Source organism: Achromobacter sp. (genome assembly GCF_050285565.1).
Lineage (GTDB): Bacteria > Pseudomonadota > Gammaproteobacteria > Burkholderiales > Burkholderiaceae_B > Achromobacter.
This window is the reverse complement of sequence record NZ_JBLZXG010000006.1, coordinates 118,820-134,402: the sequence shown is the minus strand read 5'-3', so window position 1 is coordinate 134,402 and position 15,583 is coordinate 118,820. Positions and strand designations below refer to the sequence as shown.

Genomic DNA, 15,583 nt, shown 5'->3' with positions numbered 1-15,583 from the left:
GCAATCCCTACAATGGGGGCTTGCCCGCAACCACCGAGAGCCATGCGCCTTCCCCAAAGCCTGCGCGCCCTGCGCCCGTCCGAGATCGGCGGATTGTTGATGGATTCCGCCAACCAGTGGTCCGCCCATCGCGCCTCCAGCAAGGGCGCGGCGCTGGCGTTGTACATGGTGTTCTCGCTGGCGCCCATGCTGATCCTGGTGATCGCCGTGGCCGGCGCCTTCTTCGGCGAGGACGCGGTGCGCTCGGAACTGTTTTCGTCGCTGCGCGACCTGACCGGCGAGCGCGGCGCCGAGGTGATCCAGACGGTGCTGGCCAGCGCGCACGAATCGGGCGGCGGCTGGATCGCGGCGCTGATCTCGATCTTCGTGCTGATCTTCAGCGCCACCACGGCCTTTGCCGAGCTGAAGGCCAGCCTCGATGAACTGTGGGAAGTGTCCGGCAACCAGAAGGGCGGCATCCACGGCATGGTGCGCAGCCGCATGCTGTCGTTCGGCCTGGTGCTGGTGCTGGCGCTGTTCCTGCTGATCTCGCTGACCGTGAACGCGGCCTTGGGCGCCGCGCGCAAATATTATGGCGAGCTGTGGTCCGCGTCGGCCTTCGCCACGCTGGCGGACTGGCTTTCCAACCTGTTTTCGTTCTCGGTGGTGGTGGCGCTGTTCGCGGTGATCTTCAAGCTGCTGCCGAGCGCGCGGATCACCTGGCGCGACGTGATTCCGGGCGCCATCGTCACGGCGGCGCTGTTCCTGGTGGGCAAGTGGGGCATCGGCGTGTACCTGAGCCGCGGCGCGGCGGTGTCGGCCTACGGCGCGGCCGGTTCGCTGATCGCGCTGCTGCTGTGGATCTATTACTCGGCCCAGATATTCTTCTTCGGAGCGGTCTTCACGCGGCAGTTCGCGTTGCGTTTCGGGCGCGCGGCCAAGGAAGGCGCGGCGGCAGGCACGGACTCGGCCCCGCCCGCGACCACGCCCTGAGGCGGGCGCTTCAGGCGCTCGGCGCGACGGATTCCGTGTCGCGCGTCACGGCCTGCAACGCGTGCAGCACACCGTGCTCGCGCAGCGTCTCCAGTTGCGCGGCCAGCGCCGCGACAAACACCGGCTTGTCGCCCAGGTCGCCGAACACCGGCCGATAACCGGCCAGCACCAGGGCGCGGCGATGCGCGGCCTGCCTGGGCGCAGCCGCGCGCGCCGCCACCTCGGCGCGCGCCAGCAGTTTGGCCAGGGGCGCGGCCAGCGGATCCTCGATCGGATAGCACGCGCCGGTCTCGTCCTGGCCACGCAGGTACTCCAGCCACGCCGCCACCACCAGCGCCAGGCGGCGGATATCGTCGCCGCCGCGCAGGCGGTCGCGAATCGTGGCCAGCAGGCGCGGCGGCAGCTTGTGCGAACCGTCCTGCGCCACCTGCCGCGTCGGCTGCGGCAACGCCGCATTGTCGACCCGCGCCAGGAAACGCTGGCGGTAACCCTCCAGGCCGGCCTGCGGAATACCCTTGAGCGTGGGCGCGATCTCGTGGCGCATCAGGTCTTCCACGAACCCGCGCAGCGCCGGCACCGCCGCCGCCTCGCGCATCGTGGCCACACCCAGCAGCGCGCCCAGGTAGGCCAGCGCCGAATGCGGGCCGTCGGCCATGCGCAGCTTCAGCCGCTCATACGGCGCGGCGTTGGCCACGAAGGTCACGCCCGCCGCTTCCCAGGCGGGACGTCCGGCCGCGAACTTGTCTTCGATCACCCAGTTCAGGTAGGGCTCGCCCACCACCGGCCAGGCATCTTCCACGCCCAGCCGCTGCGCGATGCGCGCGCGATCCTCGTCGCCGGTGGCCGGCACGATGCGGTCGACCATGGCGTTGGGAAAGGTGCAGTGCGTGTCGATCCAGCCGGTCAGCGCCGCGTCCAGCCGCAGCGCGAAGGCCAGCACCAGACTGCGCAGCATGTCGCCATTGGCCTGCAGGTTGTCGCAGGACAGCAGCGTCAACGGCGGCAGGCCGCGCTCGCGCCGCAGCGCCAGGCCGTGCACCAGCAGGCCGATGGCGCTGCGCGGGCGCACCGGATTCTCCAGATCGTGCAGGATGTCCGGGGCGTCCCAGCGCAAGTGGCCGGTGGCCGGTTCGTGGCAGTAGCCCTTCTCGGTGATGGTCAGGCTGACAATGCGTGTCTGCGGGTAGGCGATGCGTTCCAGCACGGCCTGCGGGTCTTCCTCGGCAACCATCACGCGCTGCAACGCACCGACCACGCGCAGTTGCTCGCGTGTCTCGCCCTGCGCGCCGCTGTCGCGCAGCGCCAGCGTATAGAGGCCGTCCTGCGGCGTCAGCGCGTCGCGCGTGGCCGCGCTGCGCAGCGACACGCCGAGGATGCCCCAGCTCAGGTCCTGGCTGGCGGCCATCGCCAGATCGGTCGCCAGCGCCTGATGCGCGCGATGAAACGCGCCCAGCCCCAGGTGCACGATGCCCGGCGTCAGCCGGCTGCGATCATAGGCGGGTTTCTCCACGTCCGCGGGCAGGCGTGGCAAGGACTCCATATTCAAGCGTTCGAGCATGGGTGGCAATGTCTCAGGGCGCCGTCACGCATCCCCCCGGGACGGGCGGAAAGGCGCGTTGATAGGGAATTGCACACGGCGGGCGTGGTCGAGAGCCACGCCGCGAGGCCGCGCGTCGCCAGGGTATCTCATGGCCGTGGCGAAGGCAAAAAGTAACTTACTATTACCAACGAAAACCGCGGCGGTGCGTAGCCCGTTTCAGATCGAGTCACGCCCGCAATCCATATCTGTTAAAAAGCCGCCACACCCGGCCTTATGACGCTATCCCCATGTCGACCCATCCGCACCACTCGCCCTACAAAAGCACCGGCGGCCTGCGCCGCATCCTGAATGCGCTGCGCTATTCGCTGCAGGGCCTGCAAGCCGCCATCAAGTACGAAGCCGCCTTCCGCCAGGAGCTGGCGCTGGCCGTGCTGCTGATCCCGGCCGCGTTCTTCCTGGGCCGCACCACGGTCGAGGTGTTCTTCCTGATCGGCACCGTGGTGCTGGTGCTGGCGGTGGAACTGTTGAATTCGGCAATCGAAGCCCTGGCGGATGCGCTATCGGTGGATACCCATCCGCTGCTGGGCCGGGCCAAGGACCTGGGCAGCGCCGCCGTCATGCTGCTGTTGCTGTTCACGGTGGCCGTGTGGGTGGGCGTGGCGGTCAGCCGGTTCGTGATGCACTGAATTGCGGCGCCGGCTTGCCCGCCACGGCGCCCGCGCCTCTATACTGGGAGCCATGATGCCCAACTCGACGCCCGCCCCTTCGGAACGCATCGTCATCGTCGGCGGAGGTGCCGGCGGCCTGGAACTGGCCGCCAAGCTCGGCCGCATCCACGGCCGGCGGCACATCACCCTGGTCGACAGCCGTCCGTTCCACATCTGGAAGCCGTCGCTGCACGAAGCGGCGGCCGGCACCCTGGACATCCACCAGGAGGGCCTGTCCTACCTGATGCTGGCGCACCTGAACGGCTTTTCTTTCGCCCAGGGCCAACTGGTCGGCGTCGACCGTGAACGCCGCCAGATCACCGTGGACGCCGTGGCCGACGGCCAAGGCCAGGAAGTGCTGCCGCGCCGCGAGTTGGCCTACGACACGCTGGTGCTGGCGCTGGGCAGCACCTCCAATTTCTTCAACACCCCAGGGGCGGCCGAGCACGCCGTCACGCTCGACACCACCGAGAACGCCGAACAGTTCCGCCTGACCATGCTCAAGGCCATGGCGCTGGTCGACCAGGCCAAGGTGCGCGATCCCTCCGCGCGGCTGGATCTGGTGATCGTCGGCGGCGGCGCCACCGGCGTCGAACTGGCGGTCGAACTGGTCGAGGCCAGCCACGTGGTCAGCGCCTACGGCCTGCCGAACTTCCGCGCCGAGCGCGACCTGGCGATCACGCTGGTCGAGGGCGCACCGCGCATCCTGTCAGCCCTGCCCGAGAAGATCTCCACCGCCGCCACCGCGCGGCTGACGGAACTGGGCATCCGCGTCGAAACCGCCTGCCGGGTCTCGGAAGTCACCGCCGATACGGTCAAGACCGCGGACGGCCGCGAATTCCCCGCGCGCCTGTGCATGTGGGCCGCCGGCATCAAGGGTCCGGCCCTGCTGGCCGAGCTGGACCTGCCGCTGAACAAGCTGGGCCAGGTCGAGGTCAATGAACGGCTCGAAACCGCCGACCCGCACATCGTGGCGTTGGGCGACTGCTGCGCCGCGCCCTGGCGCGACGGCCGCACCGTGCCGGCGCGCGCCCAGGCCGCGCACCAGCAGGCCGACTACCTGTGCAAGAAACTCACCGCGCGCCTGCGCCGCGCGGCCGAGCCCACCACGCCCTACGTCTACGAAGACCACGGCTCGCTGGTCTCGCTGGGCCAGGATGCCGGCGTGGGCAGCCTGATGGGCAAGCTGGCCGGACGCGGACTGTTTGTAAGCGGTACACTGGCGCGCCTGATGTACATGAGCCTGCACCTGATGCACCACAAAGCGGTGCTGGGCCTCTCACGCACCGCCTCCCTGGCCCTGGCGCGCCTGCTCATGCGGCGCACGCGCCCCCGGGTCAAACTGCACTGAACTCCCCATGAATTTCCTCCAAAGACTCGAACACGCCTGGACCACCCGCAATTCGCTCCTGCAAGTCGGGCTCGATCCCGACCCGCAGCGCTTTCCGCGCGAACTGCAAGGCAAGCCGGACGCGATCTTCCAGTTCTGCCGCGACATCGTCGACGCCACCGCGCCCTACGCCTGCAGCTTCAAGCCGCAGATCGCCTACTTCGCCGCGCACCGCGCCGAAGACCAGCTCGAAGCGCTGTGCCAGCACATCCGCGACCAGCATCCCGACCTGCCCATCGTGCTGGACGCCAAGCGCGGCGACATCGGCTCCACCGCCGAGAACTACGCCCGCGAAGCCTACGAGCGCTATCAGGCGCACGCGCTGACGGTCAGCCCGTACATGGGCCTGGACTCGGTCGAGCCCTACCTGGCGTGGCGCGACCGCGGCGTGATCGTGCTGTGCCGCACCTCCAACCCCGGCGGGTCGGATCTGCAATTTCTCAAGATGGATAGCGGCGAGCCCCTGTACCTGCACGTGGCGGGGCTGGTGGCCGACAAATGGAACGCCAACGGCCAGTGCGGCCTGGTGGTGGGCGCGACCTTCCCGAACGAGCTGGCCGCGGTGCGCCAGCGCATCGGCGACGCGGTGCCGCTGCTGGTGCCCGGCATCGGCGCCCAGGGCGGCGACATCACCGCCACCGTCAATGCCGGCGCCAACGCCGCGCGCAGCGGCATGATGATCAATTCCTCGCGCGCCATCATCTACGCCGGCGGCGGCGACGACTGGCGCCAGGCCGCCGGCGAGGCCGCGCGCGGCCTGCGCGACGCGATCAACGCGGTGCGCTGATCGACGCTTGCGGGGGCCGCCCGGCCCCCGCCACCCTATTCACGAACCGCGCCGTTGCGCGCGGCCGCCCTCAACGCCGGTTGACCGGCGCCCCCAGCAGTTCCAGCACCCCGCGCAGCGCGAACTCGACCGCCTGCTGGCGCACCTGCGCGCGGTCGCCGCTGAACACGTGCGTGACGGCGCGGCTGCTGATGCCATCGCCGACCCGCTGCGCGAAGCCGAAGCACACCATGCCCACGGGCTTGCCCGGCGTGGCCCCGCCCGGGCCGGCAATACCGGTGGTGGACACCGCCACCTGCGCCGCCGGCGAGGCCAGCAGCACCCCATTGGCCATCTCCAGCGCCACCGGTTCGCTGACCGCGCCGAAGTGATGCAAGGCGTCCGGCGACACGTCCAGTTCGGCCACCTTGGCGTCGTTGCTGTACGTGATGAAGCCACGGTCGAACCATTCGCTGGACCCCGCCACCGCCGTCACGGCGCCCGCCAGCAGGCCGCCCGTGCAGGATTCGGCGGTGCCCAGCACCAGGCCATGGCGCCGCAGCGTATCGCCGAGCCGCTCGGCCAAGCCATAGGTGGTGGCCTGCGCCAGTTGTTCGGCCGACAGATTCGGCCGCGTGCTTTCCGCTTGCTGGTTCATCCCAAGACTCCTGTGCGCACCGCCAGCGCCATGATCAGCAAGGCGTATCCGGCCGCGACGATATCGTCCCACATTACCCCGAAACCGCCCTTCAGGCGGGCATCGAAGAACTTGATGGGCGGCGGCTTGACGATGTCGAACGCGCGGAACAGCACGAACGCCAGCGCCTGCGACAACCAGCCGGCCGGCGTCAGCCACAGCACCAGCCAGAAGGCCACCATCTCGTCCCACACCATTCCGACATGATCGGGCTGCTGGAGTTCGCGGCCGACGCGGTCGCAGGCCCAGCAGCCGTACAGGAAGGCCAGCGCCAGGAAGATGCCGATGGCCAGGTCGGACGCGGCTGGCGCGGCGGCGATCCAGATGAGCCAGGCCAGCAGCGTGCCCCAGGTGCCCGAGGCGGGCCGGATGAGGCCGCTGCCGAAGCCGAAGGCGATCAGGCGGCCTGGATCGCGGCAGACCCAGGACAGCGCGGGATAGACCGCCCGCGCGCGTTCGCGCATCGACGGGGAATGGGGGGAAGAGGACGACATGGATGAGGGCCCGGTGATGGCAGGGGAATGGCGGTATTGTCGGCAATGCCTGTGGCAGCGATTGTGCCAGGGTTTGGCGGCGCGCTTCGCAACGCCGCCGACTAATCAGGCCGCGGGAAAGTGATCGAAGCCGGCAGGCAGTTGTGCCAGCGTGTGCCCGTCGGCATCCCGCACTGCCAGGCCGGCCTGGGCCACGATGCCGCCCACGCGGGTCACGCGCGCGCCAGCCGCCTGGGCGGCGGCCAGCACGGCGTCGCGCTGCGCCGGCGGCGCGGTAAAGCAAAGCTGGTAGACATCGCCACCGCCCAGGACGGCGCGGCGCACCTGCTCGGCCGGCATACCGGCCAGCGCGGCGGCCACGGGCATGCGGTCTTCGCGCAGCACCGCGCCCACCCGGCTGGCCGCCAGGATATGGCCCAGATCCTGCAGCAGCCCGTCGGAAATATCGATGGCGGCGCGCGCGATGCCGCGCAGCGCCAGGCCCAGCGCCACTTGCGGCGCGGGCCATTCGAGCGCGCCGCGGGTCGCCGCCAGCCGCGCCGCGTCGGCCGGATACTGGCCGTCGAGCAGGCGGTAGGCCACGTCGGCCGCGCCCAGTTCGCCGGAAACCCAGATATCGTCGTCCACGCGCGCGCCGTCGCGGCGCAGCGCGAGGTCAGCCGGCACGGCGCCGAACACGGTCACGCTGATGGCCAGGTCATGGGCGCTGCGGGTGGTGTCGCCGCCGAGCAACGGGCAACCATGGGCCGCCGCCAGCGCGTGAAAACCGTCGGCGAACGCCGCCAGCCACGGCTCGTCCAGGCGCGGCAACGCCAGCCCCAGCAGGCAGCCGATCGGGCGCGCGCCCATGGCGGCCAGATCCGACAGGTTCACCGCCAGGGCCTTGTGCCCCAGCGCCTTCGGATCGACATCGGGAAAGAAATGCCGGCCTTCCAGCAGCAGATCGGTGCTGGTGGCCACCTGCTCGCCCGCCGGCACGGGAAACAACGCGCAGTCATCGCCCACGCCCAGCAGGCCCGCCGGCGCGGAGCGCGTGAAATAGCGCGCGATCAAGTCGAATTCGGACGCCACGACAACTCCGCAGTCCGGCGCAACAGCCGGCATTGACTCCCACTCAGGAGCCCCGCTCCAAAGGGAGGATCGCCAAAGGAACGAGGGGAAGCTCACCCCGATAAGAAGCTTGCCCCAGGAAGCTCACCCCAAAAATGGGTTCTCCCCAAACGAAACCGCCCTCCCCAGACCCAGGCCGCGCGGATCCGGCTCCGCCGGTCCGCAGCGGCGCCCCCCTGGGGGGGAAGCGCGCAGCGCTTCGGGGGGGGCTCTACTTCTTCATCTCGTGCGAACGCACGTCGGCCGCCAGCTTGTCGAGCACGCCGTTGACGAACTTGAAGCCATCGGTGCCGCCGAACGACTTGGCCAGCTCCACGGCTTCATTGATGGCGACCTTGTACGGCACTTCGACGTGATGGATCAGTTCGAAGCTGCCGATCAGCAGGATGCCATGCTCGACCGGCGACAGTTCGGCCAGCGGTCGGTCGACGTAGGGCGTGAAACGCTCGCGCAGCGCGGGCGCTTCACGCAGGACTCCGTGCAGCAAAGTCTTGAACCACTGCGCGTCGGCCTCGGAGAAATCCTCGGTGTCGCGCAGGTGGGCGTCGATCTCGCCGGCGTCCTGCGTGCCTTCGCCGCCGCGCAGCAGCCACGCGTACACGCCCTGCAGCGCGAATTCGCGCGCACGGCGGCGCGCGCTGCGGGCGTTGGCGCGGGCTTGCGCCGCGCTATCAGCGCTGGTCGTCGTCTTCTTCGTCGTCAAAATCTTCGTCCTCGTCTTCGTCGTCTTCGTCTTCTTCCTCGGGCTCCAGGGCCGCCACCAGGTTGGCCATTTCAACGGCCACCTGGGCGCAGTCGCGGCCCTTGCCGGCGGCGCGGGCTTGCGCCTGCTCGTCGGTGTCCACGGTCAGCACGCCGTTGGCGACCGGGATGCCGGTCTCGAGGGAGATGCGGGTGATTGCAGTGGCCATTTCGTTGCTGACCACTTCAAAGTGATAGGTCTCGCCGCGGATGACCGCGCCCAGCGCGATCAGGGCGTCGAACTCGAACGTCTCGGCCATGTGCGACAGGGCCACGCCCAGTTCCAGGGCGCCCGGCACGGTGGCGACCATCACGTCGCGCTCGTCCACGCCGAGCTCGGCCAGTTCCTTCAGGCACGCTTCGAGTTCGGCCTGGCCGATCTCTTCATTGAAACGGGCGCGTACGATGCCGATGTGCAGCCCTTCGCCGTTCAGGTCGGGGGTGAGGATGTAAGGGTTCATGTGTCGGCCTTCAGTGTGTTGCGGGAGAATTCGGAGGGTCGCAATCGTAACCCGTAATGGTGAGCGAGAAGCCCGCCATGCTGGGCATCTTGCGCGGCCGGGCCAGCAGCTTCATCCGGCCCACGTTCAGGTCGCGCAGAATCTGGGCGCCGATGCCATAGGTGCGCAGGCCGAAGCGGTCGGCGTTGGCGGGGTTGGCATTGGCCTTGGGGTCGCTCCAGCCGGCGATCTGCGCGAACAGGTGCTCGGTGGAGGACTGGCAGTTCATCAGCACCAGCACGCCGGCCGGCGCCTGCGAAATGGCCTGCAGGGCCGGCGCCACGCCCCAGCTATGCGGGCTGGCGCCGGTATCCAGCACGTCCAGCACCGAGGCCGGCTCGTGCACGCGCACCAGCGTCTCGACGTCAGGCGCCACGGTACCATGCACCAGCGCCAGGTGGGCCGAACCGGTGGCGGCGTCTTCGTAGGCCACGGCCTCGAAGGTGCCCCAGGCGGTCTGCATGCTGCGCTTGCCGACGCGCTTGACGATGGATTCGTGCTCGCTGCGGTATTGGATCAAATCGGCGATGGTGCCGATCTTCAGGTTGTGCTGGCGGGCGAACTCGACCAGGTCGGGCAGGCGCGCCATGGTGCCGTCCGGCTTGAGGATTTCGCAGATCACGGCGGCCGGGGTCAGGCCGGCCATGGCGGTCAGGTCACAGCCGGCCTCGGTATGGCCGGCGCGCACCAGCACGCCGCCGGGCACCGCGCGCACCGGGAAGATGTGGCCGGGCTGGACCAGGTCGGACGGCTTGGCGTCGCGCGCCACCGCCACCTGGATGGTGCGGGCGCGGTCGGCGGCCGAGATGCCGGTCTCGACGCCTTCGGCGGCCTCGATCGACTGAGTGAAATTGGTGCCGTACCGAGTGCCATTGCGGGCCGCCATCAAGGGCAGATCCAGCTGGCGGCAGCGCTCTTCGGTCAGGGTCAGGCACACCAGGCCGCGGCCATGGGTGACCATGAAGTTGATGGCCTCGGGCGTGACGAATTCGGCGGCCATGACAAGGTCGCCTTCATTTTCGCGGTCTTCCTCGTCGACCAGGATGACGATGCGGCCGGCGCGCAGCTCGGCGATGATCTCGGCGACCGAGGCAATATCGAAGGATTCCGGCTCGGAGCCGGGCAAGGGGGACAACTGGACGGACATGGCGGGCACGCAAACCAGGCGGGAAAGCCCGGATTTTACCGCCCCCGGCGCCATATCCCCTACCGGGCCGCGCCGGCCCCGCCCAAACAGGGCCATCCGGTTAAACTTTCGGCCGGAGAACACCCCATAAAACCAAGGAAAAACGCCATGCAAGCCCTAGCGGCCATGCCTTCGACCGTCGCGGCGGGGATCCGCGTCGTGCTCACCGACATCGACGACACCCTGACCACCGAAGGCCGGCTGCCCGCCGACGCCTACGCCGCCCTGGAACGCCTGGAACAGGCCGGCATCCAGGTGGTGCCGATCACCGGCCGCCCGGCCGGCTGGTGCGACCACATCGCCCGCATGTGGCCGGTGCGCGCGGTGGTCGGCGAGAACGGCGCGTTCTACTACGCCTACGACCGCCAAGCGCGCCGCATGGTCACGCACTACTGGACCGACGCGGCCTCGCGCCAGGCCAGCCGCAAAAAGCTCGACGCGATCCGCGACCGGGTGCTGGCCGAGGTGCCCGGCGCCGCCGTGGCCAGCGACCAGGACTACCGCGTGGCCGACCTGGCCATCGACTTCTGCGAGGATGTGCCGCCCCTGCCCGAGGCCGACATCGGCCGCATCGTGCGCATCTTCGAAGACGCCGGCGCCCAGGCCAAGGTCAGCTCGATCCACGTCAACGGCTGGTTCGGCGACTACGACAAGCTGACCATGACGCGCACCCTGTTCCAACGCGAATTCGGCCTGGACGTGGCCAGCGCGCTCGACAGCACGCTCTTCATCGGCGACTCGCCCAACGACGAACCCATGTTCGCCTACTTCCCGGTCTCGGTCGGCGTGGCCAACATCCAGTCGCAACTGCACCGCCTGACGCACCGCCCCGCCTACGTGGCCGCGTTCCACGGCGGCGCCGGCTTCACCGAAATGGCCGAGCGCCTGCTGGCTGCCCGCGCCGTCACCGCCTGAGGCACGCACCGTGGCCACCGCCAAACCTTCCGCCTCCGCCCCCGCCGCCAACGACGGCCGCCGCAGCATCCAGTCCATCGAGGTCGGCGTGCCGCTGCTGGCCGCGCTGGTCGACGCCGCCAAGCCGCTGACCCTGCGCGACCTGGCCGCCGGCGCCGGCATGACCTCGGCCAAGGCCCACCCCTACCTGGTCAGCTTCATCCGCGTCGGCCTGGTGCAGCAGGACAGCATCACCGGCCAGTACGAGCTGGGGCCGTTCGCGCTGCAGATGGGCCTGGTCAGCCTGCAGCGGCTGGATCCGGTGCGCATCGCCATGCCCGAAATCGCCAAGCTGCAATCCGAGATCGGCCACACGCTGGGGATCGCGGTGCTGGGCTCGCACGGCCCCACCATGATCCACATGACCGAGGCCAGCTACCCGGTGCACGTGAACATGCGCAAGGGCACCGTGATGTCCATGCTGCACACCGCCACCGGCCTGGTGTTCGCGGCCTGGCTGCCGCCCAAGGTCAGCGAGCACTACATCGCCCGCGAGGAAGGCGACACCGCCGTCATCGCCAGCGTGCCGCCGCCGCGCAAGGCCAGCCGCGCCCACATCGAGGCGCAACTGGCCGACATCCGCGTGCACGGCATGGCGCGCGCGCTGGGCAACCCGCTGCCCGGCGTCGACGCCTTGTCGGTGCCCGTCTTCGACAACACCGGCAACATCGTGCTGGCGCTGACCAGCCTGGGCCCCACCGGCCTGTTCGACGTGTCCTGGGACGGCGCCATCGCCCGTCCGCTGCTGGCCTGCGCGCAGGAAATCTCGCGCAAGCTCGGCTACCGCGCCTGACCCGCCCCCGCGCTGGCGCAGCGCTGTCCGGACGATGGATTTCCGATCCGTCCGGGCGGCGCCGCCCCATCCGCGCATAAACGAAGCCAAAGCGAACCAAACGAACAAAACCCGAAAAGAAACATCGGGACTTCCCGAGTGTGCCCCCTTGCGCTTGTATGTTTGAATTCAGCTACTAGTCATATTCATACCTACAAAAGAGGAGACATACGATGCGCGCCTTGCGTCACCTGCAAGCGGCCTCGCTGGCCGCGCTCGCGTTCGGGGCGTTCGCCGCCCACGCCGCCGACACCTGCCCGAACCGGGGCGACCTCGACCAGATGTACTGCGACGCCGACAAGAACCTGGTGGCCGACACGCCCACCGATCCGGCCAAGCTCAAGACGCCGTCGACGCTGGTGTTCACCTACACCCCGGTGGAAGACCCGGCCGTGTACGAAGACATTTTCAAGCCGTTCACCAAGCACCTGTCCGAATGCACCGGCAAGCGCGTGGTGTTCTACCAGGTGCAGAGCAACGCCGCCGAGATCGAGGCCATGCGCTCGGGCCGCCTGCACGTGGGCGGCTTCTCCACCGGCCCCACCGCCTTCGCCGTGAACATCGCCGGCGCGGTGCCGTTCGCCGTCAAGGGCTACGCCGACGGCTTCCAGGGCTACAACCTGATCGTCATCGTCAAGAAGGACAGCCCGTACCAGAAGCTGACCGACCTCAAGGGCAAGAAGCTGGCGCACACCGCCCCCTCATCGAACTCCGGCCACATGGCGCCCGTGGCGCTGTTCCCCAAGGAAGGCCTGACGCCCGACAAGGACTACAAGGTGATCTTCTCGGGCAAGCACGACCAGTCCGTCATGGGCGTGAACTCCGGCGACTACGACGCCGCCGCCGTGGCCTCGGACGTGTTCAAGCGCATGGTCGAGCGCGGCCAGGTCAAGGAAGCCGACTTCCGCGTCATCTACAAGAGCGAGAAATTCCCCACCTCGTCGTTCGCCTACGCGCATGACCTGGAACCGAAGTTCCGCGACCAGATGCTCAAGTGCTTCTACGACTACCGCTTCCCGGCCGAGATGTCCAAGGCCTTCGACGGCGCCGACCGCTTCTACCCGGTGACCTACCAGAAGGACTGGGCCATCGTGCGCCAGGTCGCCGAATCCGGCGGCGAAAGCTTCAACCGCGCCGCCTACGACCGCGAATCCGCCAAGAGCAAGAAGTAACCAGCATGACGACGTCGCTACGCATATCCGGCCTGGTCAAGGAATACCGGGCCGGCCGGCCGGTACTGAACGGCATCGACCTGCGGATCGCGGGACGCGGCCTGACGGCCATCATCGGCCCGTCGGGCACCGGCAAGAGCACGCTCCTGCGCTGCATCAACCGGCTGATCGAGCCGACCCGCGGCGAGATCGTGCTGGAAGCCGGCGACGGCACGGTCGATCTGGCCCGGGTGCGTGGCGCGTCGCTGCGGCGCGCGCGCCGGCGCATCGGCATGGTGTTCCAGGAATACAACCTGGTCGAACGCCTGACCGTGATGGAAAACCTGCTGACCGGGCGGCTGGGCTACACCGGCGCCTTCAAGGCCTGGACCCGCCGCTTCGAGGCCGAGGACATCGAGCACGCCTACCTGTTGCTGGACACGGTGGGCCTGGCGGGCTTTGCCGACCAGCGCGCCGACGCGCTGTCGGGCGGCCAGCGCCAGCGCGTGGGCATCGCCCGCGCGTTGATGCAGCGCCCGCAACTGCTGCTGGCCGACGAGCCGACCTCGTCGCTCGATCCCAAGACCTCGGTCGAGATCATGGAACTGCTGGCGGCGCAGGGCGACGCCAGCGGCATCCCGGTGATCGTCAACATCCACGACGTCGAGCTGGCGCGGCGCTACGCCGGCCGCATCGTCGGCATGTCCGGCGGCCACGTGGTCTATGACGGCGACGGCCAGGGGCTCGATGCCGCCATGCTCAAGACCATCTACGGAGGCGAGTCTTGGCTGGCGTAATGACTCCGCGTTCCGCGCACCCGCGCCCCTTCGCCCTGTCGGGCCGCGCCAAGGCCGGCGTGCTGCTGCTGGTGCTGTATACGATCTACGCGGCCGCGCAACTGGACTTCAGTTGGGCCCGCTTCGAAAGCGGCATGGGCCACGCCTCGACCTTCCTGGCGCGCATGTTCCCGCCCAATTTCGAAAAACCCGCCACGCTGTGGAAAGGCATCGCCGAAAGCCTGGAGATCGCCGTGCTGGCCTCGGTGCTGGGCATCCTGTTCGCGCTACCGGTGGGCCTCTTGGGCGCGCGCAACCTGATGCCGGCCTGGGTCTCGTGGCCCGCCCGTTCGCTGGTGGCGCTGTGCCGCGCCCTGCACCCGGTGATCGTCGCCATCCTGTTCGTCAAGGCTGTGGGCTTCGGCGCGCTGGCCGGCATCCTGGCGCTGACGGTGGCCTCGATCGGCTTCATCGGCAAGCTGTTCACCGAGGCCATCGAGGAAATCTCGCTCAAGCAGGTCGAAGCGGTGCGCGCCACCGGCGCCTCGTTCGCCAACGTGCTGGCCTTCGGCGTACTGCCGCAGGTGTTCGCGCGCTTCATCGGCTTTGCCACCTACCAGTTCGACTCGAACCTGCGCAACTCCACCATGGTCGGCATCGTCGGCGCCGGCGGCGTGGGCGGCACGCTGTTCTCGGCCTTCCAGCGCTTTGACTACGACTTTGTCAGCGCCATCCTGCTGACGCTGATCGCCATCATCATGCTGGGCGAGATCCTGGCGGGCTTCGTGCGCGCCGTGTTCCTGGACAACCTGGGCTTTGACCGCATCCTGCAGGGCCGCTTCGCCGGCGCGCGCGGCATCGGCTCCAGCAGCGCCAAGGCGGCCTACCAGGCCGCCCGCAAGGCGGAGGCGGACCAATGACCACGCACGCCCCCACCCTGCCCGCCGCCAACGCGCCGCGCGTCTGGCACCGCTACAGCCTGGGCCAGCGGCTGCTGCGCTTCGCCCTCTACCTGCTGCTGGTGGCCGCCATCGTGCAGGCCATCCGCGGCGTCGAGATCATCCCGGAGTTCCTGTACGACGCGCCGGAACAGATGGCGGACCTGTTCCAGCGCATGTGGCCGGTGGACTGGGCCCACTACCGCGGCGGCGTGCACGACGCGCTGGTCGAAACCCTGCACATCGCCACGCTCGGCACCATCCTGTCGGTCATCATGGCGGTGCCCGTGGGCCTGCTGGCGGCCAACAATCTCACGCCCAGCAAGACCGTCAACATGCTGGCCCGGCTGATCCTGGTGTCGAGCCGCTCGGTCAACTCGCTGGTGTGGGCGCTGCTGTTCATCGCCATCTTCGGCCCTGGCGCGCTGGCCGGCACGCTGGCCATCGCGTTCCGCTCCATCGGCTTCGTCGGCAAGCTGGTGGGCGAAGCCATCGAGGAAGCGCAGCGCGGCCCGATCGAGGCCGTCACCGCCACCGGCGCCAGCAAGGCCTCGGTGATCTGGTACGCCTACTGGCCGCAGATCCGCCCGGCGTTCTGGTCCATCGTACTGCTGCGCTGGGACATCAACGTGCGCGAATCGGCCGTGCTCGGCCTGGTCGGCGCCGGCGGTATCGGCATGGCGCTGGACACCGCCCTCAACCTGTTCCAGTGGGACCGCGTCGCCCTGGTGCTGGCCGCCATCTTCGTGGTAGTGGTGCTGGCCGAGATCCTCATCACCCAGGCGCGCAAGCGCATCCTCTGACGCGCCCGCAACCGACGTTCCTTTGC

Annotated in this window: 17 protein-coding genes; 10 read left to right on the top strand and 7 right to left on the bottom strand. The window is 69.0% G+C overall.

Annotated elements, in window-relative coordinates; all coding sequences use genetic code 11:
• Positions 1-42 precede the first annotated feature (42 nt).
• Positions 43-972 carry a YihY/virulence factor BrkB family protein gene (locus ACN6O8_RS14125; protein ID WP_427991652.1) on the top strand — a complete coding sequence of 310 codons (930 nt, stop codon included), beginning with the start codon at positions 43-45 and terminating at the stop codon, positions 970-972.
• Between the two features lie 10 nt (positions 973-982).
• Here the strand turns inward: ACN6O8_RS14125 and ACN6O8_RS14120 are convergent, their stop codons facing one another.
• Positions 983-2,530, bottom strand: coding sequence for a mannitol dehydrogenase family protein (locus tag ACN6O8_RS14120; RefSeq protein WP_427991651.1), 1,548 nt, complete (start codon positions 2,528-2,530; stop codon positions 983-985).
• Positions 2,531-2,799: 269 nt separating this feature from the next.
• Between ACN6O8_RS14120 and ACN6O8_RS14115 the strand changes: the two genes are divergently transcribed.
• The 3 genes from ACN6O8_RS14115 to pyrF are packed head-to-tail and all read left to right on the top strand — an operon-like array spanning position 2,800 to position 5,396.
• Entirely contained in the window at positions 2,800-3,198 is a 399-nt protein-coding gene (locus tag ACN6O8_RS14115; RefSeq protein ID WP_427991650.1) for a diacylglycerol kinase, read from the top strand.
• Between the two features lie 52 nt (positions 3,199-3,250).
• Complete coding sequence (locus tag ACN6O8_RS14110; protein ID WP_427991649.1) at positions 3,251-4,570, top strand: NAD(P)/FAD-dependent oxidoreductase; 1,320 nt, start codon at positions 3,251-3,253, stop codon at positions 4,568-4,570.
• Between the two features lie 7 nt (positions 4,571-4,577).
• A complete protein-coding gene (gene pyrF / locus ACN6O8_RS14105; protein WP_427991648.1) occupies positions 4,578-5,396 on the top strand; it encodes an orotidine-5'-phosphate decarboxylase in 819 nt (272 codons plus the stop codon).
• A 70-nt stretch (positions 5,397-5,466) separates the two neighbouring features.
• Here pyrF and ACN6O8_RS14100 read toward each other — a convergent pair whose 3' ends face one another.
• The 6 genes from ACN6O8_RS14100 to ribBA form a co-directional block, all read right to left on the bottom strand.
• Positions 5,467-6,033, bottom strand: coding sequence for a CinA family protein (locus ACN6O8_RS14100; protein WP_427991647.1), 567 nt, complete (start codon positions 6,031-6,033; stop codon positions 5,467-5,469).
• Positions 6,030-6,536, bottom strand: a complete 507-nt coding sequence (locus ACN6O8_RS14095) for a phosphatidylglycerophosphatase A family protein (protein ID WP_427991934.1) — start codon at positions 6,534-6,536, stop codon at positions 6,030-6,032. The genes ACN6O8_RS14100 and ACN6O8_RS14095 overlap by 4 nt, the downstream gene beginning before the upstream one ends.
• Positions 6,537-6,671: 135 nt before the next feature.
• Positions 6,672-7,670 carry a thiamine-phosphate kinase gene (gene thiL, locus ACN6O8_RS14090; protein ID WP_427991646.1) on the bottom strand — a complete coding sequence of 333 codons (999 nt, stop codon included), beginning with the start codon at positions 7,668-7,670 and terminating at the stop codon, positions 6,672-6,674.
• Between the two features lie 217 nt (positions 7,671-7,887).
• Complete coding sequence (gene nusB, locus ACN6O8_RS14085; RefSeq protein WP_049076116.1) at positions 7,888-8,379, bottom strand: transcription antitermination factor NusB; 492 nt, start codon at positions 8,377-8,379, stop codon at positions 7,888-7,890.
• A complete protein-coding gene (gene ribH / locus ACN6O8_RS14080) occupies positions 8,348-8,878 on the bottom strand; it encodes a 6,7-dimethyl-8-ribityllumazine synthase (protein WP_006391339.1) in 531 nt (176 codons plus the stop codon). The genes nusB and ribH overlap by 32 nt, the downstream gene beginning before the upstream one ends.
• Positions 8,879-8,888: 10 nt before the next feature.
• Complete coding sequence (gene ribBA / locus ACN6O8_RS14075) at positions 8,889-10,064, bottom strand: bifunctional 3,4-dihydroxy-2-butanone-4-phosphate synthase/GTP cyclohydrolase II (protein WP_427991645.1); 1,176 nt, start codon at positions 10,062-10,064, stop codon at positions 8,889-8,891.
• A gap of 147 nt (positions 10,065-10,211) precedes the next feature.
• On the opposite strand from ribBA, the gene ACN6O8_RS14070 reads away from it, so the two are divergent.
• The 6 genes from ACN6O8_RS14070 to phnE (ACN6O8_RS14045) all read left to right on the top strand — a co-directional run bounded on the left by ACN6O8_RS14070 (position 10,212) and on the right by phnE (ACN6O8_RS14045) (position 15,557).
• A complete protein-coding gene (locus ACN6O8_RS14070; protein WP_427991644.1) occupies positions 10,212-11,018 on the top strand; it encodes an HAD-IIB family hydrolase in 807 nt (268 codons plus the stop codon).
• A gap of 10 nt (positions 11,019-11,028) precedes the next feature.
• Complete coding sequence (locus tag ACN6O8_RS14065; protein WP_427991643.1) at positions 11,029-11,850, top strand: IclR family transcriptional regulator; 822 nt, start codon at positions 11,029-11,031, stop codon at positions 11,848-11,850.
• Positions 11,851-12,062: 212 nt separating this feature from the next.
• Entirely contained in the window at positions 12,063-13,061 is a 999-nt protein-coding gene (gene phnD / locus ACN6O8_RS14060; protein WP_427991642.1) for a phosphate/phosphite/phosphonate ABC transporter substrate-binding protein, read from the top strand.
• A 5-nt stretch (positions 13,062-13,066) separates the two neighbouring features.
• Entirely contained in the window at positions 13,067-13,837 is a 771-nt protein-coding gene (phnC, locus tag ACN6O8_RS14055) for a phosphonate ABC transporter ATP-binding protein (protein ID WP_427991641.1), read from the top strand.
• Positions 13,837-14,736, top strand: coding sequence for a phosphonate ABC transporter, permease protein PhnE (phnE, locus tag ACN6O8_RS14050; RefSeq protein WP_427991640.1), 900 nt, complete (start codon positions 13,837-13,839; stop codon positions 14,734-14,736). Before phnC ends, phnE (ACN6O8_RS14050) begins: the two co-directional genes overlap by 1 nt.
• On the top strand, positions 14,733-15,557 hold the full coding sequence (gene phnE, locus ACN6O8_RS14045) for a phosphonate ABC transporter, permease protein PhnE (RefSeq protein ID WP_427991639.1): 825 nt from the start codon (positions 14,733-14,735) through the stop codon (positions 15,555-15,557). The genes phnE (ACN6O8_RS14050) and phnE (ACN6O8_RS14045) overlap by 4 nt, the downstream gene beginning before the upstream one ends.
• Positions 15,558-15,583: the final 26 nt, after the last annotated feature.

Excerpts from the sequence above, each read along its gene's own strand:
- ACN6O8_RS14125 (WP_427991652.1), top strand. The coding sequence starts at position 43 with ATGCGCCTTCCCCAAAGCCTGCGCGCCCTGCGCCCGTCCGAGATCGGC.
- ACN6O8_RS14120 (WP_427991651.1), bottom strand. The coding sequence starts at position 2,530 with ATGCTCGAACGCTTGAATATGGAGTCCTTGCCACGCCTGCCCGCGGAC.
- ACN6O8_RS14115 (WP_427991650.1), top strand. The coding sequence starts at position 2,800 with ATGTCGACCCATCCGCACCACTCGCCCTACAAAAGCACCGGCGGCCTG.
- ACN6O8_RS14110 (WP_427991649.1), top strand. The coding sequence starts at position 3,251 with ATGATGCCCAACTCGACGCCCGCCCCTTCGGAACGCATCGTCATCGTC.
- pyrF (WP_427991648.1), top strand. The coding sequence starts at position 4,578 with ATGAATTTCCTCCAAAGACTCGAACACGCCTGGACCACCCGCAATTCG.
- ACN6O8_RS14100 (WP_427991647.1), bottom strand. The coding sequence starts at position 6,033 with ATGAACCAGCAAGCGGAAAGCACGCGGCCGAATCTGTCGGCCGAACAA.
- ACN6O8_RS14095 (WP_427991934.1), bottom strand. The coding sequence starts at position 6,536 with ATGCGCGAACGCGCGCGGGCGGTCTATCCCGCGCTGTCCTGGGTCTGC.
- thiL (WP_427991646.1), bottom strand. The coding sequence starts at position 7,670 with ATGCCGGCTGTTGCGCCGGACTGCGGAGTTGTCGTGGCGTCCGAATTC.
- ribH (WP_006391339.1), bottom strand. The coding sequence starts at position 8,878 with ATGAACCCTTACATCCTCACCCCCGACCTGAACGGCGAAGGGCTGCAC.
- ribBA (WP_427991645.1), bottom strand. The coding sequence starts at position 10,064 with ATGTCCGTCCAGTTGTCCCCCTTGCCCGGCTCCGAGCCGGAATCCTTC.
- ACN6O8_RS14070 (WP_427991644.1), top strand. The coding sequence starts at position 10,212 with ATGCAAGCCCTAGCGGCCATGCCTTCGACCGTCGCGGCGGGGATCCGC.
- phnD (WP_427991642.1), top strand. The coding sequence starts at position 12,063 with ATGCGCGCCTTGCGTCACCTGCAAGCGGCCTCGCTGGCCGCGCTCGCG.
- phnC (WP_427991641.1), top strand. The coding sequence starts at position 13,067 with ATGACGACGTCGCTACGCATATCCGGCCTGGTCAAGGAATACCGGGCC.
- phnE (WP_427991640.1), top strand. The coding sequence starts at position 13,837 with ATGACTCCGCGTTCCGCGCACCCGCGCCCCTTCGCCCTGTCGGGCCGC.
- phnE (WP_427991639.1), top strand. The coding sequence starts at position 14,733 with ATGACCACGCACGCCCCCACCCTGCCCGCCGCCAACGCGCCGCGCGTC.